Consider the following 18,231-nt stretch of genomic DNA (forward strand, 5'->3'; position numbering starts at 1 on the left):
GTGGCTGTGAAACTTTCCAAGTTGCCCAGTATGCTAACCCGGCAGGTGGTGCAGGATGGGTTAGCCTATATTTTCAAAGGCGGCCTACGGCTTAAAAACAGCCATTTACCGGTTGAAAACCATGCCATTCCCACGCATTTCATAGGCATTTGTGTCGCCACCAACCAGCAGCCGGAAACTGATGATTATGTATTGGCGCAACTGGCTGCTCTAGGGCTGGGGCGCGTGCGGCTGGATATTGGCGATGACGACATGTACGAGCACCAGATCAGGTTACTACAGCGCCTGCTGGATGCCAGTCTGCTGGTGGACGTGCACCTGGTGCAGCCATTTGCGATTGCCCGCCATATGCTGGATACGCAGGTGCAAGCCAGGTGGCAACAGTTCGTAGAGCAATTTTTGCAGCAATATGCCACGCAGATTGCCAGCCTTGAAATAGGCAATACCATTAACCGCAAGCGCTGGTCTGGCTACCAATGGCCGGGGTTTTTGCAGGCGTGGCAGATCGCCCATCGCCTGGCCAGGCAATATGGCGTCAAAGTGGTCGGCCCTAATATCCAGGATTTTGAGCCGCTGTATAACATCAGCGCATTCAAGAAATTACAGGCGGAGCAGCTGCTGCCGGATGTGCATAGCAATAACCTGTTTGTAGAGCGTGTGATCGAGCCCGAGCAGCCGGACCACCGCATTTTCCAGTTCCGCTGGACCCGTTGCCTCAAATTTAACCTGATCAAGAAAGCCCGCTTACTGCAAAAGATAGGTGTGGACTTTGGCGTGCCTGCGCTGATTTCACCGGTGGCTTTCTGGGCTATTTACCGCATCCAGCGGCATTTGCCGGATGGCGCACAAAAGCAGGCCGATTATGTCACGCGCTACTTCACCTTGCTGGCAGCTTCGGGCGCCTTGGAGCAAGCCAATTGGGGTGCGATGATTTGCCACCGCGAAGGTGTGATCAATGACGGCCTGGATGAGGCGCGCTACCCGGCGCTGGAGCGTGTGGCCTATTACCAGTCTGCCGATGGCAATCTACATGAATACCAGCGCAACCCGAGCTTCTCTGCCTTGAGAACAGTTGCGCGCTGGCTCAATGGTGCGCACTATATCGGACCACTGGCGACTGGTAATGGATTGGAGATCCACCAGTTACGCAAGCATCAAAAGCTGATCCATGTCGTGTGGGCCATCAATGGGCATTGTGCGATATTGAACCAGGTGTATGCGGAATCCGGTTTGCGCAAAGTGGAATGTATTAACCGCAATGGGCAGTCGGTTGCTGCGCCAGCGCTGATCACCGAAACGCCTGTTTACCTGATGTGGGATGCCGCGGAAACGGTGGAGTTACACACCAGCAGCCCTAAATTATCGCAGACCATCATACACGCGCATATCCAGGGACTGCAGTACTTCCCGGTGCAAGAAGCCGACTGGCGCGGCATGATCCTGGCGGAAAGCAGTGAGCAGGCGGCACAGCTCTGGTACGCCTGGCACCCAGGCACCCTCAGGGCGCCTGCCAAAGAGCAAGCCTTGCGCCATGCCAGAAACGCGATCTGGCCGATTGCTGACCCGAGGTCGGCAAACCGGAAAGTCACTGTCAAACAACCGGTCAGGATGCACTGGCACAAGACGGTGCTGGACCGCTTTAAACCCAGCAAAGCCAAGCGCAGCTGGAACGGCGCCATGGAATTATTGCGCCGTGGCGTAGGCACTGCCATGCCGCTGGCTTACTTCGAGCGTGTCGACGACACCAGCCTGAAGCAGAATTTCTTTATTTGTGAATATGTCACGCACGACTTTACCATTGCCCAGGCATTTATTGCTTTCAGCCAGGGCGAGGAAACTTTCCATGGCGTCGCAGCGCAAAGCCTGTACCAGGCCTTTGCGTTGTTCTGCCTGCATATGCATGCTTCCGGTATTTATTTCAGGGATTTTTCCGGCGGTAATATCCTGGTCAGCAAGCAAGATGAACGCCTGACGTTTTCACTGATTGATACTGCGCGCCTGCACGCTTATGCCACGGCAACGCCATACAGCGAAAGAATTGCCGATTTAACCCGTGCGATCCAGAAGTTACACTGGGATGGCCGCAAACAGTTCCTGACGCTTTACCTTGGTATGTCCGGACACAGCTTGAATCTGGGTACTTTATTGCCATTTTATTTATATGACTTCAAAGTCCACTTAAAGCGCACCATAGGCCGTAAAGGCATGCGTAAGTTATTGCGCAAGATCAAAAGTGTACGCGACGGAAAAGGTGATTAGGACAGTCTCATGAAAATCATGATGGCTAGTTGCGGAGTTTAAGCACGACAAGGATAGGGCGCAGTTTTAATATGGGTACACGTGATAGCAAATGCTAAAGCGCAAATATTTAATAAACTAGCGAAAAGGAAATCAATCATGTGGACAAAACCAGCTGCTACCGAAATGCGTTTCGGCTTTGAAGTAACAATGTACGTAATGAACAAGTAATTGTTTCTTGCTACGAAAAACGGGCGCTATCAGCGCCCGTTGTCATTTGCGTCACACTTTTAAAATCGGTTAATCAGTAATTGATTTGCCCGGAGAGGTACCAGCCGGTCTGGTTTTCTTTGGTGGCAATCGTGCCCAGGTCAACATAAGCGCCAGTCACCGAAACATTTCTATGCGGGAACCAGGTCAGAAAGATGTCCTGCGCTTTTTTTTCTTCAGCCGCGGAAAGGTTATCCGGTTTAATGCGCAACTCAGTGCCTACCAGAAAGCTATCCGATAACATGATCGCCGCAGAAACGGCAGGGTAAATGCGATAACTGTCACGTTTGTCGCCACCAAAACCTAACAGGCCAAACTGGTTGGCTTTAGTGGCATGCAAGTTGGCATTCACTAGCAGGTTGTAGCCGTTAGCCGCACCAAGAAACAATTTGCTGGCCGCCACGTAGTAATCGACACCGCTGCGGTCTTTGGCACCCAATGCTTTGGGGATAAAGCTAAAGTCTTCGTTATATTTGTATTGTGCGCCCACTGAAATCTGCGGTAGCCAGCTGTCCTGGTCATAAATGGCATCGCCAATGACGCGCAATTTAACGCCTAGTGTATTCAGGCGTATTTCTTCCCCGCGGACCGTATTACCCAAACCAAATCTGGTTTGTGCAGCACTGACTTCCACGCGATTCACAAAGCCTAATGTAATGCCTGCTGAATTCAACTTGTAATCCGCTTTGGTTTCAGCATGCGTATAAAATGCCGAGCCGCCGATCTGCTTGTCTGTGCCGTAGCCACTAATCACCGCCCACGGCATCAATCCGCCGCCAGCAGAGCCTTCAACTTGGGTCACACCACCGGTCGCCAGTAAGCGATCGCCCGCATGTGTCAGTGACGATGCTGCAAAGCTTGCCAAGATGGCTGATAAAGCAATGGCGATAGATTTCAGTTTATCCATAGGAACCTCGGTTGTTATGCATTCATTCATTGATGCATTATCTAATTGGCGCGATAAATATAATTGCGCGAAAAAAGACAGGAATACAGGTTTTTTTGCGAAATGCATGTTGCGGCGTGGTTGTATGATGCGAGCATTGGTCAAAATAATGATGGGGAAAATCAATGCGAAGTGTTGTCATTGCGATGGTGGTATTGTTATGTGCAGGGTGTGCCTTGCAATCCAAGCCGGAAGCCACATTGTTTCAGCGTATAGGCGGCTTGCCCATACTGAGCAGGGTTTCAAACCAGACTCTGGATATCGTCAGCAAGGATCCGCGCACCAAGCGCTCCTTTGAAGATGTTAAGATGAAGACATTAAAGGAAAGCCTGACTAATTTTCTCTGCATCAAAACAGGTGGTAATTGCGTTTACGAAGGCGAAACCATGAAAAAGTCGCATGCGGATCTGCACATTACCACGGCGGAGTTTGAGATCCTGGTCGATGTACTGCGGGAGCGCATTGATGCGAATGGCATAGCCACCAAAGAGAAGAACGAGTTGCTGAAGATACTGGCACCGATGAAACACGATATCGTGACCAATTAAATGTATAAAGGAAAACCTATGCTGGCAGCAATGTTGCGAACAGTGTTGCTGGTATTCACCACTGCACTGTTAAGTGTGGCTAATGCAGACACGGTGACAGTGATCGTGAGCGATGCAGCCGGCAATACGGTGACCGATGCTGTGGTCGCTTTTTATGATGGTAAAACAGCCGCCAGCAACCCGAGTGCGACTGGCAAAATCGTGCAAAAAAACAAAATGTTCAACCCGAAGATTACGGTTGTGCAGACCGGGACGCATATTAATTTCCCGAATGAAGACTCCTTCCGTCATCATGTGTACTCTTTTTCGCCCGCCAAAAAGTTTGAATTGAAACTGTATTCCGGTGTGCCGACCAATCCAGTGCAGTTTGATCAAGCCGGTTTGGTGACCTTAGGGTGCAACATTCACGATTCTATGTTAGGGTACATATACATTGTAGATACGCCATTTTTTGCTAAAACCGATGATAAAGGACGGGCTGTGCTCAAGTTGAGTGAAGGCCAATATAGTTATCAAGTCTGGCTGCCAGGGGTGAACAAGCCGGGTGCTGAGCAAAAAGTAAAAATTGAAGGGTCTACAGAGGTAAAAGTCACCATTCCATAAAAATAAACCTGAATGATCAAGTTCAAACATATTCGCTCTCGAATAGCGTTTACATTCCTCTCCGTTGTAGTCGTTATTCAACTTGCTGGCCTCATACCGCTGAAATACGCGCTGGTTAAACATGCTAACGAGCTTGCCCAGGACCAGATCAACGTCGGTGAACGCGTTTTTGTTAACCTGCTGCAACACAATACCCAAAGCCTGAAACAAGCCACGCAAGTGCTGGCTGCTGATTTTGCATTCCGTGATGCAGTCGCCAGTAACGACGCGGAAACGATTAAGTCTGCGCTGGAAAGCTACCAGGGCCGCATTCACGCCCAGGTCGCTTATTACATCAGCAATAGCGAAGATCTGGTGATCGGTACGGCCGATGGCAAATTTGATGAAGATGCGCGACAAGCCGTATTGCAGGAACAGAACGGCACGCTCAAGTTTGATATTGTCGAGGGTAAGCCGTATCAACTGATCACCGTGCCGGTGAAAGCGCCCGATGTGATAGGCTGGATTGTGATGGGCTTTGCTGTGGATGGCAGGCTGGCCGACCAGATCAAGCAGCTCACGCATCTTGATGTCACCTTTCTGCAAAAAACGGCACAACACGATTGGAAGCTGATGAGTGGCACTGGCACCAGCCAGCTCTCAAACGTGCTGGTCAAAACCGTTTCTGACATTCACCGCCAAAAACTGTCCCTGCATAAAGTCGATTTGCGCGGCCAAACCTATCACCTGAAAATCCGCTCATTGCATGAAACCAAAGACGAAGTGTTGCTGGTCGCACTGCAAGGCTCGGTTGCCCCGTTTACACGTGAGTTGAACCAGCTGTTTCAAAGTATGGTCGCGCTTACCTTTGTCGGCGTATTGATTTTTGCCGTGCTGATCTGGTATGTTTCGCGCAAAATCACCGAGCCTATCGCTGAGCTGGTGAAGAATGCCGATGAAATCGCCATGGGTGATTATGCAAAAGAAATCCATGTTAATAGCAGCGATGAAGTAGGCTACCTGGGTAAAGCGCTTAACAGCATGCGTGAAGCGGTATTGCAGCGCACGCTCCGTATCCAGCGGCTGGCGTTTAACGATGAGTTGAGCGGGCTGTCTAACCGCCTGGCATTCATGCAGGGCTTGCAGCAGGCGATTATGCGGCACGTAGAAGCGCAACAGAAATTCAGCGTGCTCGTGATCAACATCCACCGCTTCAAGCCCATTAATAAAACGCTGGGCCGGGATTTCGGCGATGATTTGCTGCGCCATGTGGGCCAGGTATTAAAAGAAAATATCCTGTCTGAGCATGATGTGGTCGCGCGATTGGCAGCCGATGAGTTTGCCGTGTTGTTACAACAGGCAGACCAGGCCAAAGCGACGCAATACGCTGACAAAATCAACCGCATTTTCGATACACCGGTCAATGTGCAAGGACAGGCGATCGATGTGCGCATCGCCATGGGTATTGCGCTGTATCCTGACCACGGCGTGAGTGAAGAAGCGTTGCTGAATCACGCGGAGACTGCCCTGCATGAGTCCAAAGTCAAAAAAGCCGACTGGATCGTCTACAACACAGCACTCGAGATCGATCAGTCAGAAACCCTCACCCTGATTTCCGATTTAAAAGAAGCGATCCAGAAAAACCAGTTATTACTGTATATCCAGCCAAAAATCGATGTGAAAACACGCAAAACGCTGGGTGGTGAAGCGCTGATCCGTTGGGTGCATCCGGAAAAAGGCATGATTTTCCCCGACCAGTTTATTCCGTTTGCCGAACAGACTGGCATTATCAGTGAGATCACCAACTGGATGTTGTTACGTGCCTGCCAGGTGCTGGCCGATTATCAAAGCCAGGGGTTGCACATGAGCCTGGCGGTGAACTTATCCACCCGTGATTTAAACAATATGGAGTTGCCGGAACAGATTGCCGAATTGCTGAAAACGTACAGGCTGGATGCAAAAGCGCTCAAGCTGGAAATCACCGAAGGCAGTCTGATGCAAGACCCGGAACGCGCCGAAACGGTGGTCAGGAAACTGGCGGCCATGGGCTTGCATCTGGCCATTGATGATTTCGGCACCGGGTATTCCTCGCTGGCTTATTTACGGCAACTGCCAGTGCAAGAACTGAAGATAGACCGCTCGTTTGTCATGTTTATGGATAAAAATACCGGTGATGCCAGCATTGTGAAGTCGACCATAGACCTGGGACACAACCTGGGCCTGAATGTCGTGGCTGAAGGGATTGAGAACGAAGAGGTACTGGGCCAGTTAGCCAAATTGGGTTGTGACGAAGGGCAAGGCTATTTCATAGGCAAACCGATGCCGGAAAAAGATTTTTCTATCTGGCTGGAGCGCTGGGAGGGCCAGAACGAGATTGATATCGATATTGGCGACGACTTGTCATTTGCTGTGAACCCGCTGGATGGTTTCAACACCCCGCGTTAAGTTGATTTGTCCCTTCACTTTTTCTAATATCACCGCCGGCTGATGGCAACACCTGCCTGAATGCTTAGCTGAGCTATCAATTACTCTTATTGGCAGCTTCTCTTAGCAACAATTTCTCTTATCAGGCTCATAAAAAAAATCAATTTTATTTTGTGGCAGATTGGTTTTACCATGTGTCACATATTCAAAGGAGATTGAAATGAGCAAAATCAGAATGCATAACAAAGGCCACTTCGTAGTCCGAATCATCTTAAATTTGCTGAAAAAATAAGCATTTAATTTTTTATTGCAATTAAATAGCGCGCTATATATAATCATCAGCATGACTGGCAATACCAAGAGCAAGACCCCGATTTTAAATGAGCAATTATGTTTTGCCGTGTATTCGCTATCGCTGGCAATTAACAAAGCCTATCGGCCATTGTTAAAAAAACTGGGCTTAACTTACTCGCAATATCTGGTCATGCTGGTGTTGTGGGAAAGCGATCAACGCACTGTCAGTGATATCGGTGAGCAGCTATTCCTGGATTCGGCTACTTTAACGCCATTGCTCAAACGGCTGGAATCCGCCGAATTGTTACAGCGGGTGCGTTCGAATAAAGACGAGCGACAAGTCATTATTTGCCTGACCGACACCGGACGCAATTTGCGTCAGCAGGCATCCGGTATCATGGATGAATTGTTATGCGCCATGGGCTGCCCGGTCGAAGAGCTGGTTTCATTGCGTGACCGTATGAAAGTATTACGCAACCATTTGATCCAGCATGCCGGATAAAAATGGTTGTTTAAGTTGTTGGGGTTATTTTATATTTTTTATGTCATAAAAGTAGCGCACTATTTAATCTTGTCATATGGTTAATTTTGCAAGATTTATCTATTTAATTTTTTACCTCACAGATTGAAAGGGACATCATCATGAAAACAAAAATACTGATCAGCGCTTTAACAGCCGCTTCCTTGATCGCCGCCCAGCCTGTTATGGCCGACGATAAAGTGGTTACGGATGCCAAGCCGGTCACCGAACAACTGGTCGATACGTTAACCACGCTGTCGGGCGGGCCGCATGCAGGCTTTCGTTCCAACCATGCCAAAGGGGTGATGCTGGAAGGGTCATTTAAACCTTCAGCACAAGCTGCAGGCATCAGCAAGGCGGCGCATTTTCAGAAAGCAGAGAGTCCTGTGCTGGTCAGGTTCTCGGATGCGACTGGCGTGCCGAATATTCCAGATGCCAATGGCAATGCCTTTCCTAAAGGAATCGCCATACGCTTCCAGCTGGAAGATGGCCTGGCGACCGATATTGTCAGCATCTCGGTGAATAACTTCCCGGCCGCGACGCCTGAAGACTTTTTAGGCTTGCTCAATGCCGTACGTGATTCACAAAACAGCACTGCCAAACCCAGCCCGGTGGAGCAGTTTTTAGGGTCACACCCGGCCGCTTTGAAGTTTGTGACCACGCCCAAGCCAGCGCCAGTCAGTTTTGCCACGCAGCCGTTTTTTGGTGTGAATGCCTTTAAATTCACCAATGCGGCGGGGCAGAGTGTATATGGTCGTTACCAGATCATCCCGGTGGCAGGTGCGCAGTATCTCAGCAAGGAAGCGGCAGATGCAGCGGCGCCGGATTACCTGATGAATGATATCGCCGAGCGTGTGAAAGCAAAGAGTGTGCAATACAAGCTGTTGCTACAAATTGCCGATCAAGGCGATGAAGTGAACAATGCGACTGTGCAGTGGCCGGAAAGCCGCAAGACTGTTGAATTAGGCACGTTGACCTTGAAAACGGTGGTGGCAGATAGCAAGGCTAAGGAAAAAACACTGATGTTTAATCCACTGCAATTAACCGAGGGCATAGACGCCAGCCAGGATCCTATCCTGCTTGCCCGCCCGACAGCATATGCCGTGAGCTTTGGCAGAAGATTAGGTAAATAAAGCGAGTTCAGAAGTGAATTGGCCCCTGTTGACGCAAGTCCACAGGGGCCAATTTTTTTAAGCGCTGATAAAAGTGGTGGCCTTGCCGTTAATGCAATAGCGCAAGCCGCTTTCAGTTTTGCCATCGGGAAACACATGCCCCAGGTGCGCATCACAGACATTACATTTCACTTCAATCCGCTGCATGCCATGGCTGCCATCTTCAATATAGGCAATCGCATCTGGTGACAGTGGCTGGTCAAACGAAGGCCAGCCTGAGGATGATTCAAATTTTTGACCGGAATCAAACAATGCTTGTTCGCAGCAGGCACAGGCATAGCGTCCTGGCGTAAACGCTTCACACATTTCTGAAGAAAATGGCCGTTCGGTCGCGCTCAGCCGCGTGATGGTGAACACATCTTCATCCAGGATCTCACGCCACTCCTGCGGCGATTTTTGTACTTTGTGGCTAGGCTCGTGATTGCCTTCTCTGGCAAGTTTGAGTACATCTTTCCATTTCAACATGATCATTTACTCGCTAACGATGACTAAGGTGGCTCGAAATAAAAACGCGTTAAAGCCGCTGATTCCCCTGTTTCTTTCGCAAATGCAAACAGGGCGCGGGCAGATACACTTAAACCATCGAGTATACATCACAACAATAGTTCGATTTGCAGGAGAACCCTTTTGATCGTCAGACCCAGACCGCATTTACTAGAACTGTTTTTTATTATCAAAGGTTCGATTGTGTTGAAGATCATGCCATTGCTGGTCTTTGTGGCGACGCTCTCCACCCTGATCGTATCTATCTACACTTACCGTCCAGACTGGTTGCCCAAGTTTGATGGGGGGCCGTTCGCCTTGCTGGGGATCACCTTATCTATTTTCCTGGCCTTCAGGAATAATGCCTGCTACGAGCGCTGGTGGGAGGCGAGGAAGATCTGGGGCGAATTCGTGCTGACTTCCCGCAGTCTTGCTCGTTTAAGCCAGGTGCTTGATGAAGGCAACAAAGACAATGCGCAATCACCGCGCCGCATTTTGCTCGAGTGTAATATCGCCTATGCACAAGCGTTGTTAGTACAACTCAGGCCAGGTAACCCCAAACACAAGATCCACGCCTACCTGCCAGAAGCGGTATTTCATGAGTATGCAAACAGCAGAAACCCGGCAGAAGCGATTCTACGGGCGATGGAATGTGTATTGATTCAGGCGTTGCATAGTGATCGCATTGATACTATCCAGTTCAATATGCTCGATGAATTGATCCAAAAACTGGCGCTGGTGCAGGCCTCTTGCGAGCGCATACAAAATACCCCTATCCCGTTTGGTTATACCTTGCTGCTGCACAGAACTGCCTACACCTTTTGTTTTCTGCTGCCGTTTGGGTTTGCAAATACCCTGGGCTGGGCAACGCCTTTTGTCACCGCGCTCGCTGCCTATACTTTTTTCGGCCTCGATGCCCTTGGTAACGAGCTGGAAGAGCCGTTTGCCGTGGGCGCGAATGCATTGCCTATCAGTGCGCTGGTGGATGTGATCGAAATTGAAACCAAGGAAGCCTTGGGCGATGCAGATATTCCTCCACAGCCGGTGCCGAAAGACTTTGTATTGATGTAGTTTGCTTAGAGGGACTCAATAAACTTCAGCAGAAGTGCGCGTTCTGCTTTGGTAAAAGTCATATACCGTTGTTTAGCGGTTTTGCCTTCACCGTCGTGCCAGAGTATAGCCTCCTGCAAAGTCCTCGCCCGTCCATCATGTAAAAAACCGGCGTCAGGATGCACTTTCCTGGCTAATCCTATTCCCCATAGTGGTGGCGTGCGCCATTCGCGGCCATTCGCCGCAAAGTCTGGCCTATGGTCGGCCAGGCTTTCACCCATATCATGCAGCAATAAATCGCTATAAGGGCTAATACTGCGCTGGTTCAACAGCGCAAGGCTAGCGCGTTGCCCGGTACGTAATTGATCCGTGTGGCTTCTATACATTGCGCCTGCTTGAATAATAATGCACCGCGTTGCAACGCCTGGCTAGTCGCCTCAGGTTGAGGCACTGCCAGGGCAGATAGGTAAAACTCTATTTCATCCAGTTGCTGGTCTGCTAACTCCGGCATGGCTTGAGTGGGGGCTGCCAGGCAATGCGTTTGTTGCGGTGTGCAGTTTTCTATAGCAAACAGGCTGGAAGTGATCCCCAGGTCGCCAAGGAAAGCACTGGCGATCTGCTGGCGTAAATTAGGCACGTTAGCCTTCCAGCCAAATTTACCTAGCACATTTTTCTGTTGCGCAATATCCCACACCAGATTTGGCCGCCCGGCGATGCCCTCAGGCTTGCGGCGTTGTGCCTGGCGCATGATTTCTGCATCCGCAATATTATCCAGTAACCCTAATCCAAAAACGGCTGGCGCAATTCGCGCAGAGGTCAGCACATTGGTGAGCGGGCCATAAGCCAGCTCGCTAAAACTCAGTTGTGGTTGCCGTAATTGTACGGTTTCGCCATCAGCCAGCGTGACGATGATGGTTTCATAACGCACGCGCGCAACCCCTTCGCCAGCCACACCAGGAATACCGAATTCATTGAGCTGTTCGCCATAAACCGGGTGCGGCAAACTACCTTGCAACGGATCCTGCACGCTCAACCTGACCAGCATGGTTTTCATCGATTGTGAAGAGTCATCGGGTGCAAAACCACGTCCATTGCCCGGATGACAGGCCACGCAGGAGAATCGGCTATACAGCGGCCCCAGCCCCGAAAAACGATGGTCTTCACCACCCTGTATCGTCCAGATCTGGCGGAATAATGTACGCCCTTCCTGAAACGTCTTGAGGGCTATGGGGTCAGTTAAGCCCGGGTAGGGTTTTGTATAAGCGTCGGCTGAACGAAATGGCGTTGTTAAAGTGGCCCCCTCGGCTGCGGCATCGAATACGCAGCACAGTACGCACAGACACAATATTAACCGCATGTGTTAGTCACCATCAGGGTGCGGCAAGCAATGCCTGCAGTGCGTTAGCAATAGACAAATAGCGGGTTTTGGCCTGCTCTGACCATTGTTTGACCAGCGCTTCTTTTTCACTGGCCTGGTCGGGTTGAAACCGCTGGTAATGCTCGGCAGTAAATAGCTGCTGTTCGGAGAATAGCGGCTGCAATAACTGTTGTTCAATGTCATTGATTTTTGCAGGGTCACGTTTTAAATGCCTGGCAAAGGACAGGTTCACGAATAAGGATTGCAACAAGGCCTGATGCCTGGCGAGCGTCGCCTCGAAATACGCATTCAGGAGGTTTTGCTCTGTGGTGTCTCGCAGTTTCCTGCTTTTGCTTTCCACGACGGCATAAGGGTTGAAATAACCTTGCGGACGCTGCGCATAGGCCGCAGGGTCTACCGGTAATTTGCGAATATCAGGCGTAAACAGTAATTGCTGCCCGGCAGTTGATAAGGTGAATTGCACAAAGTCCCGGGCTGCTGCCGGGTGAGGCGCATCTTTTAATATCGCTACATGCGCCGGCGAATAAGCCACAACGGGCGGATAGATATATTGCAGCGGAGCACCTTTGGCAATCGCCGATGCTGCAAAGAAATCCATGCTAATGCCGACCATAGCGCGCCCTGCAGCTACTTCATCGGTGATAAAAGTGGCGCCGTTTTCAACAAAACGTGCATTCAAGGTGATTTTGGTGAGCATGGCCCAGCCATCTGGCCAGGATTGTTCCCGCAACATGGCATCAATCAACCCACCGGCAAACCCGACTTTGGAAGGCAAAGGAAATGCGATCTGCCCCTGCAAAGCTGGCTGCGTAAGGTCTTGCCAGCCTTTTGGAGCAGGTATTTTGGCTTTGGAAAATGCTGAAGGTGCAATGACCATACCCAGGCCAGCAATTTCTGTTGCAGCATAATAGCCCTGGGGATCATTGAGTAAAGTACCATGCAAACTGGCAGGCGATTTAATCCATAACGGATCCAGTGCCTGCAGTAACCCTTGTTGCTTCAACTGCACAAAATTCTGCCGTGAAGGCGTCCAATACACATCTACTTCACCATGTCGCTGGGTGAGGTAGGGCAGGGCATCATGCGATTGTTTCCACAATACTTCCAGCCGGTATTGTGGAAACTGCTTTTCAAACGCCGCTTCAAACTGCGAAATCATCTCTTGCGGATAGCTGGTCATGATTACTATTTTTTCAGCAGCGGCTGCTGCCAGGCTGAACATGCAGCTGCTGCCAACTAATAATCCACAGAGCAGGCTAACAAGTTTGTGGCGAATGGACATGAAATAACTCCTGCTTAATATGGATAACGCACTCATTAAACTGCGTGCCTGCATATGTGAAACCATGGCAGGCATGCAGTCTGGGCCGGAAAGTAAGGGCGCATGACGTGCTTAGAACTGGTATCGCGTCGACAACAGGAAGTTACGGCCTTGCGAAGGATAACCGGCCGACAACTCATAGTTTCTGTCTAGCAGATTATTGGCGGCAAAAGACACTACCCAGTCGTTCACGATCCGGTAATCAACCTTGAGGTTAAGTAAACTGTAAGAGCCTGTCTCCACGTATCTCGGTCCGGGAACCCCAGTTAACTGCGAAGACCATCGTTGGTCTGCGACTTCATAGCTAGGCACGATGTTCCATTTGTTGGTGGGGGTCCATTTTGCATAGAGAAAGCCTTTGTTTTTGGGTGTCGCCAGATATGGATAAGAAGTCACCGTGCCAGGTGGCGGCGATATCTCCGCATCAATCCAGGAGAAATTGCCCCCCACTTCGAGCGTGGGCAACACAGAGGCGACCAGTCCAAGCTCTACACCTTTAATCGTGGCTTCGCCAACGTTCTGGTTCTGAGCGAAGAAGCCTTCACCTTGTACAAACACAGCATTCGGCACTTGCTGAATGTAGTCTTTAATTTTGTTATGAAATATCGCTGCAGTACCGCGTATGCCCTGTGCCAGGTTATCCTCTATGCCTAGCTCATAATTGCGCGAGCGTTCCGGGTCTAGTCCGGGATTCGAGACTGCCGTACCAAAGCGGCCACTGTAGCGCTCAAAGATGGTGGAGAAACGTACGCGGTCAGATACCGAAAAATGTGCTTTCCCGCCGGGTTGGTAGCGCCAGATTGCCGCAGCCTGGTAGTTTGTCGCGTTTATGTCTTTTACCGGTAAATTGAAAAGCGTTAGTGGCTGCCCTGACGATTGCTGGTTGAATTCTTCTGCTTGCTTGGATCCACGCATGTCGCGGCTGATGCCTCCTACCAGGTCGATGGTAGGGGAGATATGCCAGGTGTCTTCTAGCGCGAGTGACCAAATATCTTCAACGGTTTTTTGCTTTGGTTCTGGTGGGTTGTTGTTAGCAGCCACTGGCGAGTTGCTTAGTTGGTTGGTGTTCATCTCAATATGTTCGTCTCGACGATAGTGCAACGATGTTTTCAGGGTCTGTTGCGCAAGATAAGTTGTCCCAAGCTCTACACTGAATCCTTTGGAATTGTCATCATAGGTACTGGAGTTCGCCAGGGTGCCGAGGCGATTACCGCCACCCGGTGCCACGGTATAGAAATCCAGCTGATTGTTAAAGGTATTGTAAAAAGCGCGGGTTTTCAGATAAGTTTTGCTACCAAGCTGGGTGTTCGACAGAAAGTAAAGACTGCTGGTATCCCAGATTGGCCAGTCCCAGACACGTGTGTTAGCACCGGTACTTTGCACATCATCATTCCCTCGCACAGGCGGCGCACGACGCTTTTCGCCACTTTGTTTGGAATAGTTGAATGAGTATTCATCAGTCTCGTTCGGTGTAAAACCTAACTTTATGCTGCCACGCCAATCACTCGAATCAGAGAAGTTACGCAACCCGCTGCCTTGGTAGTTAGGTGCAGTGGCAGGCAAGTCGGATTTATAATCCCTGGAGAGGCGCCAGCCGTCGATATCGCGTTGCTGCAAGCTGGCTTGCCAGTAAAACTTCTCCTGTTTGCCGCCGAGGTTGGCGTACCAGATATCGCCATCGTACTGACCATCGTTACCCAGCAGCGCAGAATAGCGTAGTTCGCCTTCGAAGTTTTTGACCGGCTTGCGTGTCACCAGGTTAATGGCACCACCCATGCCGTCCGGGCCGTTAATGACAGAGACATAGCCTTTGGCGACCTGGATCTCTGAAAGGTCCGCGGTCAAGAACCGGCTGAAATCGATGCGGTTGTCCGCAGGCAAGAAAAGACGGATGCCATCGATAGTCAGTGGCACGCGTGTGCGGTCAAGGCCGCGCAGGCTGATGTCTGACTCGTTGCGCCGACCCTGCCCGGAAACCATGGTCGTCGCTACACCCGGAATCAGGTTAAGCGCGTCAGCCACACCATTCTTGCCAAAATCCCAGAGTTGCTCACGATCCAGCGTGGCAGTCCCCAGCGGGTTTTCTGAGTCACGGTTGCCGGTCACAGTGATTTGGCCCAAGGTAAATACGTTGCTGCTGTTATTGTTATCTTCTGCCAGTGTCTGAGCGCTGGTGCCTCCCAGCAGGCATGCGATGATGCCTGCTATTTTTTTATGATGTAAAACTGCCACCTTAGGTTGTCCTCTCTTTTCAGTGCTTTATCCCAAGAAAAATCTTTCGATATATCCAATAAGGAATAGCGATATGCAAACGGATACAGAATTTTTCTTTCCCCTTAAATCGTCAGGGATTTTAGCATCGTTATACCCTATGGGGAATATCGATAGCTTTGGCGCTTGAGTTAACAGGAATAATAGATGTGAGAAGTGGCGATTTATGACTAATTATTGAGAGATCTCTTGGAACGAGCTTCTGTGGTGACATGTTTATATTGGCCACAATAGGAGAGTGATGATTTTTATTCTTTATAGCGGGAATAGGCTAAGTCTTTGGTTTCAATGGCTGGTTTTTCATCATTAACTAAGTCAGCCAATATCCGACCCGAACCGCAAGCCATGGTCCAGCCCAGCGTGCCATGGCCAGTGTTTAGCCATACATTCGGGAACCGGCTATCGGCCAAACCGATGATCGGTGTGCCATCCGGCGTCATGGGGCGTAAGCCGGTCCAGAACTTGGATTGAGAGAGATCACCGGCTTGCGGAAATAATCCGTTCAACACTTTTTCCAGGGTTTCACGGCGGCGCGGGTTGAGTGTTAAATCAAAGCCTGCTAACTCCGCCATGCCGCCTACACGTATGCGCTGGTCAAAACGGGTGATGGCGACTTTGTAGGTTTCATCCATCACGGTGGAAACCGGTGCAGCAGCACTGTTGATAATCGGCACTGTCAGTGAGTAACCTTTGACCGGGTAGACCGGTAAATTCAAGCCTAGCTCTTGCATCAGTTCGCGCGAGTAACTGCCTAGGGCGACGACATAATGATCGGCATCCAACGTTTCAATGCCATTGGCGCTATTAATCTCAACCCCGTGGAATTGATTGTTTTGCGTGATCAAGCGAGTGATGGTGACGCCCTGCCTGAATTGCACCCCCAGTGATTGGGCCAGAGATGCGAGACGGGAGGTAAACAGCTGGCAATCGCCTGTTTCATCATCGGGTAAATGCAGGCCACCTAGTAATTGATCTTTGACATAACTTAATGCAGGCTCAATACGGGCGCATCCATCCGGGTCCACATGCTGGAAAGGCACGCCCATGTGGCTGAGCACCGCAATGTCCTTGGCTTCTACATCCAGTTGTTTTTGCGTGCGAAAGACTTGCAAAGTGCCACGGCTACGTTCTTCATACTGGATCGCCGTATTGGCACGCAAATCACGCAGGCAATCGCGGCTGTATTCGGCCAGCCGCACCATGCGCGATTTATTGAGGGTGTAGCGGGCAGCAGAGCAGTTACTGAGAAATTGCGCCATCCATTGCCCTTGCCAATGGCTGAAATCTGGCCGCAACCGGAGTGGGGCATGCCGTTGAAACAGCCACTTGAGTGCTTTGAAGGGGACGCCAGGGCCTGCCCAGGGGGCAGCGTAGCCAGGAGATATCTGGCCGGCATTGGCAAAACTGGTTTCCATGCCAACAGCAGGCTGGCGATCTATGACGGTGACATCGTAGCCTTTTAATGCGAGGTAATAAGCGCTTGTCACCCCAATCACACCAGAACCCAGCACTAGCACACGCATGAATGACACTCCTGGAACAGCCGCCGATGATATAACGTGTTTAAATAAACCGTTTAAGTCATATTATCAAAATTGATAAAGTAAAACGTGATTCAATCGCAGGATTTTGTGTTTAACGATGTATTTTGAGGTGTAAGCACAGGTGTACAGTCAAGGTACGCACAAGGCCATCCATAGAACGGGAAATGGTAAAAGTGTTAAGCGCGTAAAACCGGCAGTAAATCATCCGCGGCTTTTGTGAGCCTGGCGTGACTTTTAACTTGCGACCACTCTCTCCAACGCTTCCACCATGACCTGGGCCGGGTCGCAAGGCGCTGCCCATTCTTTGGATTGCGCAGCAATTTCTACCATGCCGGTCGGGCTGGTGACATTCACTTCGGTGAGGTAATCACCGATCACATCTAAGCCGACCAGAAACAGGCCGTGCTGCTTGAGGGTTTTACCAACCGTTTCCGCAATTTCACGGTCACGGTCACTCAACGGTTGCGCGACACCTTTGCCGCCTGCGGCCAGGTTGCCGCGTGTTTCACCGGCTTTGGGTATGCGGGCGAGTGCGTAAGGCAGTGGCTCACCATTGATGATCAGGATACGTTTGTCGCCTTTGGCTATTTCCGGAATATAGCGCTGCACCATAATGGTTTGCGTTTCAAACTGCGTCAGCGTTTCCAGGATGGCGAAAATATTCGGGTCGTCCTTACGCAACCTGAAAATACCGCTGCCACCCATGCCATCGAGTGGTTTGACGATGATATCGTCATGTTCTGCCAAAAAAGCCAATATTTTCTCGCGCTGGCTGGTGACGATAAACGGTGGCGTGAATTGCGGAAAACGGGTCACGGACAGTTTTTCGTTCCAGCCCCTGATTGATGCCGGGTCGTTGATAATTCTTGCGCCTTGTTGCTGGGCCAATTCCAGTAAATAGGTGCTGTACAAATATTCGTTATCAAACGGCGGGTCTTTGCGCATGAGTACGGCATCAAAGATTGTGGGTACCTGCGTGGTTTTATCGCCTGCCGACCAGCCTTTGTCATTAAACTCAAATGGTTGCGCATCCACCAGTGCAATCTCGCGCTGCAAATGCCAATCATGCTGCTCGCATACCCAAAGTTGGTGCCCGCGTGCCTGCGCGGCACGCATGATGGCGAGGCTGGTGTCTTTGTAGGCGGTCAGTGTATGCAGCGGGTCGAGTATAAACAGCAGTTTCATCATGC

Annotated in this window: 16 protein-coding genes; 8 read left to right on the top strand and 8 right to left on the bottom strand. The window is 50.4% G+C overall.

Annotation, left to right across the window (positions count from 1 at the left end; all coding sequences use genetic code 11):
• Window positions 1-2,259, top strand: a complete 2,259-nt coding sequence (locus ACSSVF_RS04585) for a lipopolysaccharide kinase InaA family protein (RefSeq protein ID WP_492405787.1) — start codon at window positions 1-3, stop codon at window positions 2,257-2,259.
• 138 nt (window positions 2,260-2,397) lie between these two features.
• On the top strand, window positions 2,398-2,469 hold the full coding sequence (gene pqqA / locus ACSSVF_RS04590) for a pyrroloquinoline quinone precursor peptide PqqA (protein WP_081624291.1): 72 nt from the start codon (window positions 2,398-2,400) through the stop codon (window positions 2,467-2,469).
• Between the two features lie 73 nt (window positions 2,470-2,542).
• On the opposite strand, the gene ACSSVF_RS04595 is transcribed toward pqqA, so the two are convergent.
• The gene (locus ACSSVF_RS04595; RefSeq protein ID WP_492405788.1) at window positions 2,543-3,415 is read right to left on the bottom strand and encodes a DUF3034 family protein; all 873 of its coding nucleotides are present in this window, start codon (window positions 3,413-3,415) and stop codon (window positions 2,543-2,545) included.
• A gap of 164 nt (window positions 3,416-3,579) precedes the next feature.
• Between ACSSVF_RS04595 and ACSSVF_RS04600 the strand changes: the two genes are divergently transcribed.
• The 5 genes from ACSSVF_RS04600 (at window position 3,580) to ACSSVF_RS04620 (ending at window position 8,955) form a co-directional block, all read left to right on the top strand.
• On the top strand, window positions 3,580-4,002 hold the full coding sequence (locus ACSSVF_RS04600; RefSeq protein WP_492405789.1) for a group I truncated hemoglobin: 423 nt from the start codon (window positions 3,580-3,582) through the stop codon (window positions 4,000-4,002).
• Between the two features lie 18 nt (window positions 4,003-4,020).
• On the top strand, window positions 4,021-4,605 hold the full coding sequence (locus tag ACSSVF_RS04605) for a methylamine utilization protein (RefSeq protein ID WP_492405790.1): 585 nt from the start codon (window positions 4,021-4,023) through the stop codon (window positions 4,603-4,605).
• A gap of 12 nt (window positions 4,606-4,617) precedes the next feature.
• Window positions 4,618-7,029 (top strand): bifunctional diguanylate cyclase/phosphodiesterase, encoded by a 2,412-nt coding sequence (locus tag ACSSVF_RS04610; RefSeq protein ID WP_492405791.1) that lies wholly within the window; start codon window positions 4,618-4,620, stop codon window positions 7,027-7,029.
• A 322-nt stretch (window positions 7,030-7,351) separates the two neighbouring features.
• Window positions 7,352-7,804, top strand: coding sequence for a MarR family winged helix-turn-helix transcriptional regulator (locus ACSSVF_RS04615; protein WP_492405792.1), 453 nt, complete (start codon window positions 7,352-7,354; stop codon window positions 7,802-7,804).
• Between the two features lie 140 nt (window positions 7,805-7,944).
• The gene (locus tag ACSSVF_RS04620; RefSeq protein WP_492405793.1) at window positions 7,945-8,955 is read left to right on the top strand and encodes a catalase family peroxidase; all 1,011 of its coding nucleotides are present in this window, start codon (window positions 7,945-7,947) and stop codon (window positions 8,953-8,955) included.
• A gap of 57 nt (window positions 8,956-9,012) precedes the next feature.
• On the opposite strand, the gene msrB is transcribed toward ACSSVF_RS04620, so the two are convergent.
• Window positions 9,013-9,459, bottom strand: a complete 447-nt coding sequence (gene msrB / locus ACSSVF_RS04625; RefSeq protein WP_492405794.1) for a peptide-methionine (R)-S-oxide reductase MsrB — start codon at window positions 9,457-9,459, stop codon at window positions 9,013-9,015.
• Between the two features lie 162 nt (window positions 9,460-9,621).
• Between msrB and ACSSVF_RS04630 the strand changes: the two genes are divergently transcribed.
• Window positions 9,622-10,548 carry a bestrophin family protein gene (locus ACSSVF_RS04630; protein WP_492405795.1) on the top strand — a complete coding sequence of 309 codons (927 nt, stop codon included), beginning with the start codon at window positions 9,622-9,624 and terminating at the stop codon, window positions 10,546-10,548.
• Window positions 10,549-10,553: 5 nt separating this feature from the next.
• Here the strand turns inward: ACSSVF_RS04630 and ACSSVF_RS04635 are convergent, their stop codons facing one another.
• The 6 genes from ACSSVF_RS04635 to gshB form a co-directional block, all read right to left on the bottom strand.
• Window positions 10,554-10,913 carry a di-heme oxidoredictase family protein gene (locus ACSSVF_RS04635; RefSeq protein ID WP_492405796.1) on the bottom strand — a complete coding sequence of 120 codons (360 nt, stop codon included), beginning with the start codon at window positions 10,911-10,913 and terminating at the stop codon, window positions 10,554-10,556.
• Window positions 10,853-11,884, bottom strand: a complete 1,032-nt coding sequence (locus tag ACSSVF_RS04640; RefSeq protein ID WP_492405797.1) for a di-heme oxidoredictase family protein — start codon at window positions 11,882-11,884, stop codon at window positions 10,853-10,855. The genes ACSSVF_RS04635 and ACSSVF_RS04640 overlap by 61 nt, the downstream gene beginning before the upstream one ends.
• Window positions 11,885-11,897: 13 nt before the next feature.
• On the bottom strand, window positions 11,898-13,187 hold the full coding sequence (locus tag ACSSVF_RS04645) for an ABC transporter substrate-binding protein (protein WP_492405798.1): 1,290 nt from the start codon (window positions 13,185-13,187) through the stop codon (window positions 11,898-11,900).
• A 111-nt stretch (window positions 13,188-13,298) separates the two neighbouring features.
• Window positions 13,299-15,458: a TonB-dependent receptor plug domain-containing protein gene (locus ACSSVF_RS04650; protein WP_492405799.1), complete on the bottom strand. Its 2,160-nt coding sequence runs from the start codon at window positions 15,456-15,458 to the stop codon at window positions 13,299-13,301.
• A 287-nt stretch (window positions 15,459-15,745) separates the two neighbouring features.
• Window positions 15,746-17,020 (bottom strand): D-amino acid dehydrogenase, encoded by a 1,275-nt coding sequence (locus tag ACSSVF_RS04655; protein WP_492405800.1) that lies wholly within the window; start codon window positions 17,018-17,020, stop codon window positions 15,746-15,748.
• Window positions 17,021-17,275: 255 nt separating this feature from the next.
• The gene (gene gshB / locus ACSSVF_RS04660; protein WP_492406305.1) at window positions 17,276-18,226 is read right to left on the bottom strand and encodes a glutathione synthase; all 951 of its coding nucleotides are present in this window, start codon (window positions 18,224-18,226) and stop codon (window positions 17,276-17,278) included.
• Between the last annotated feature and the right edge of the window lie 5 nt (window positions 18,227-18,231).

This window comes from Methylophilus sp. E2MeOHC9 (assembly GCF_058744375.1).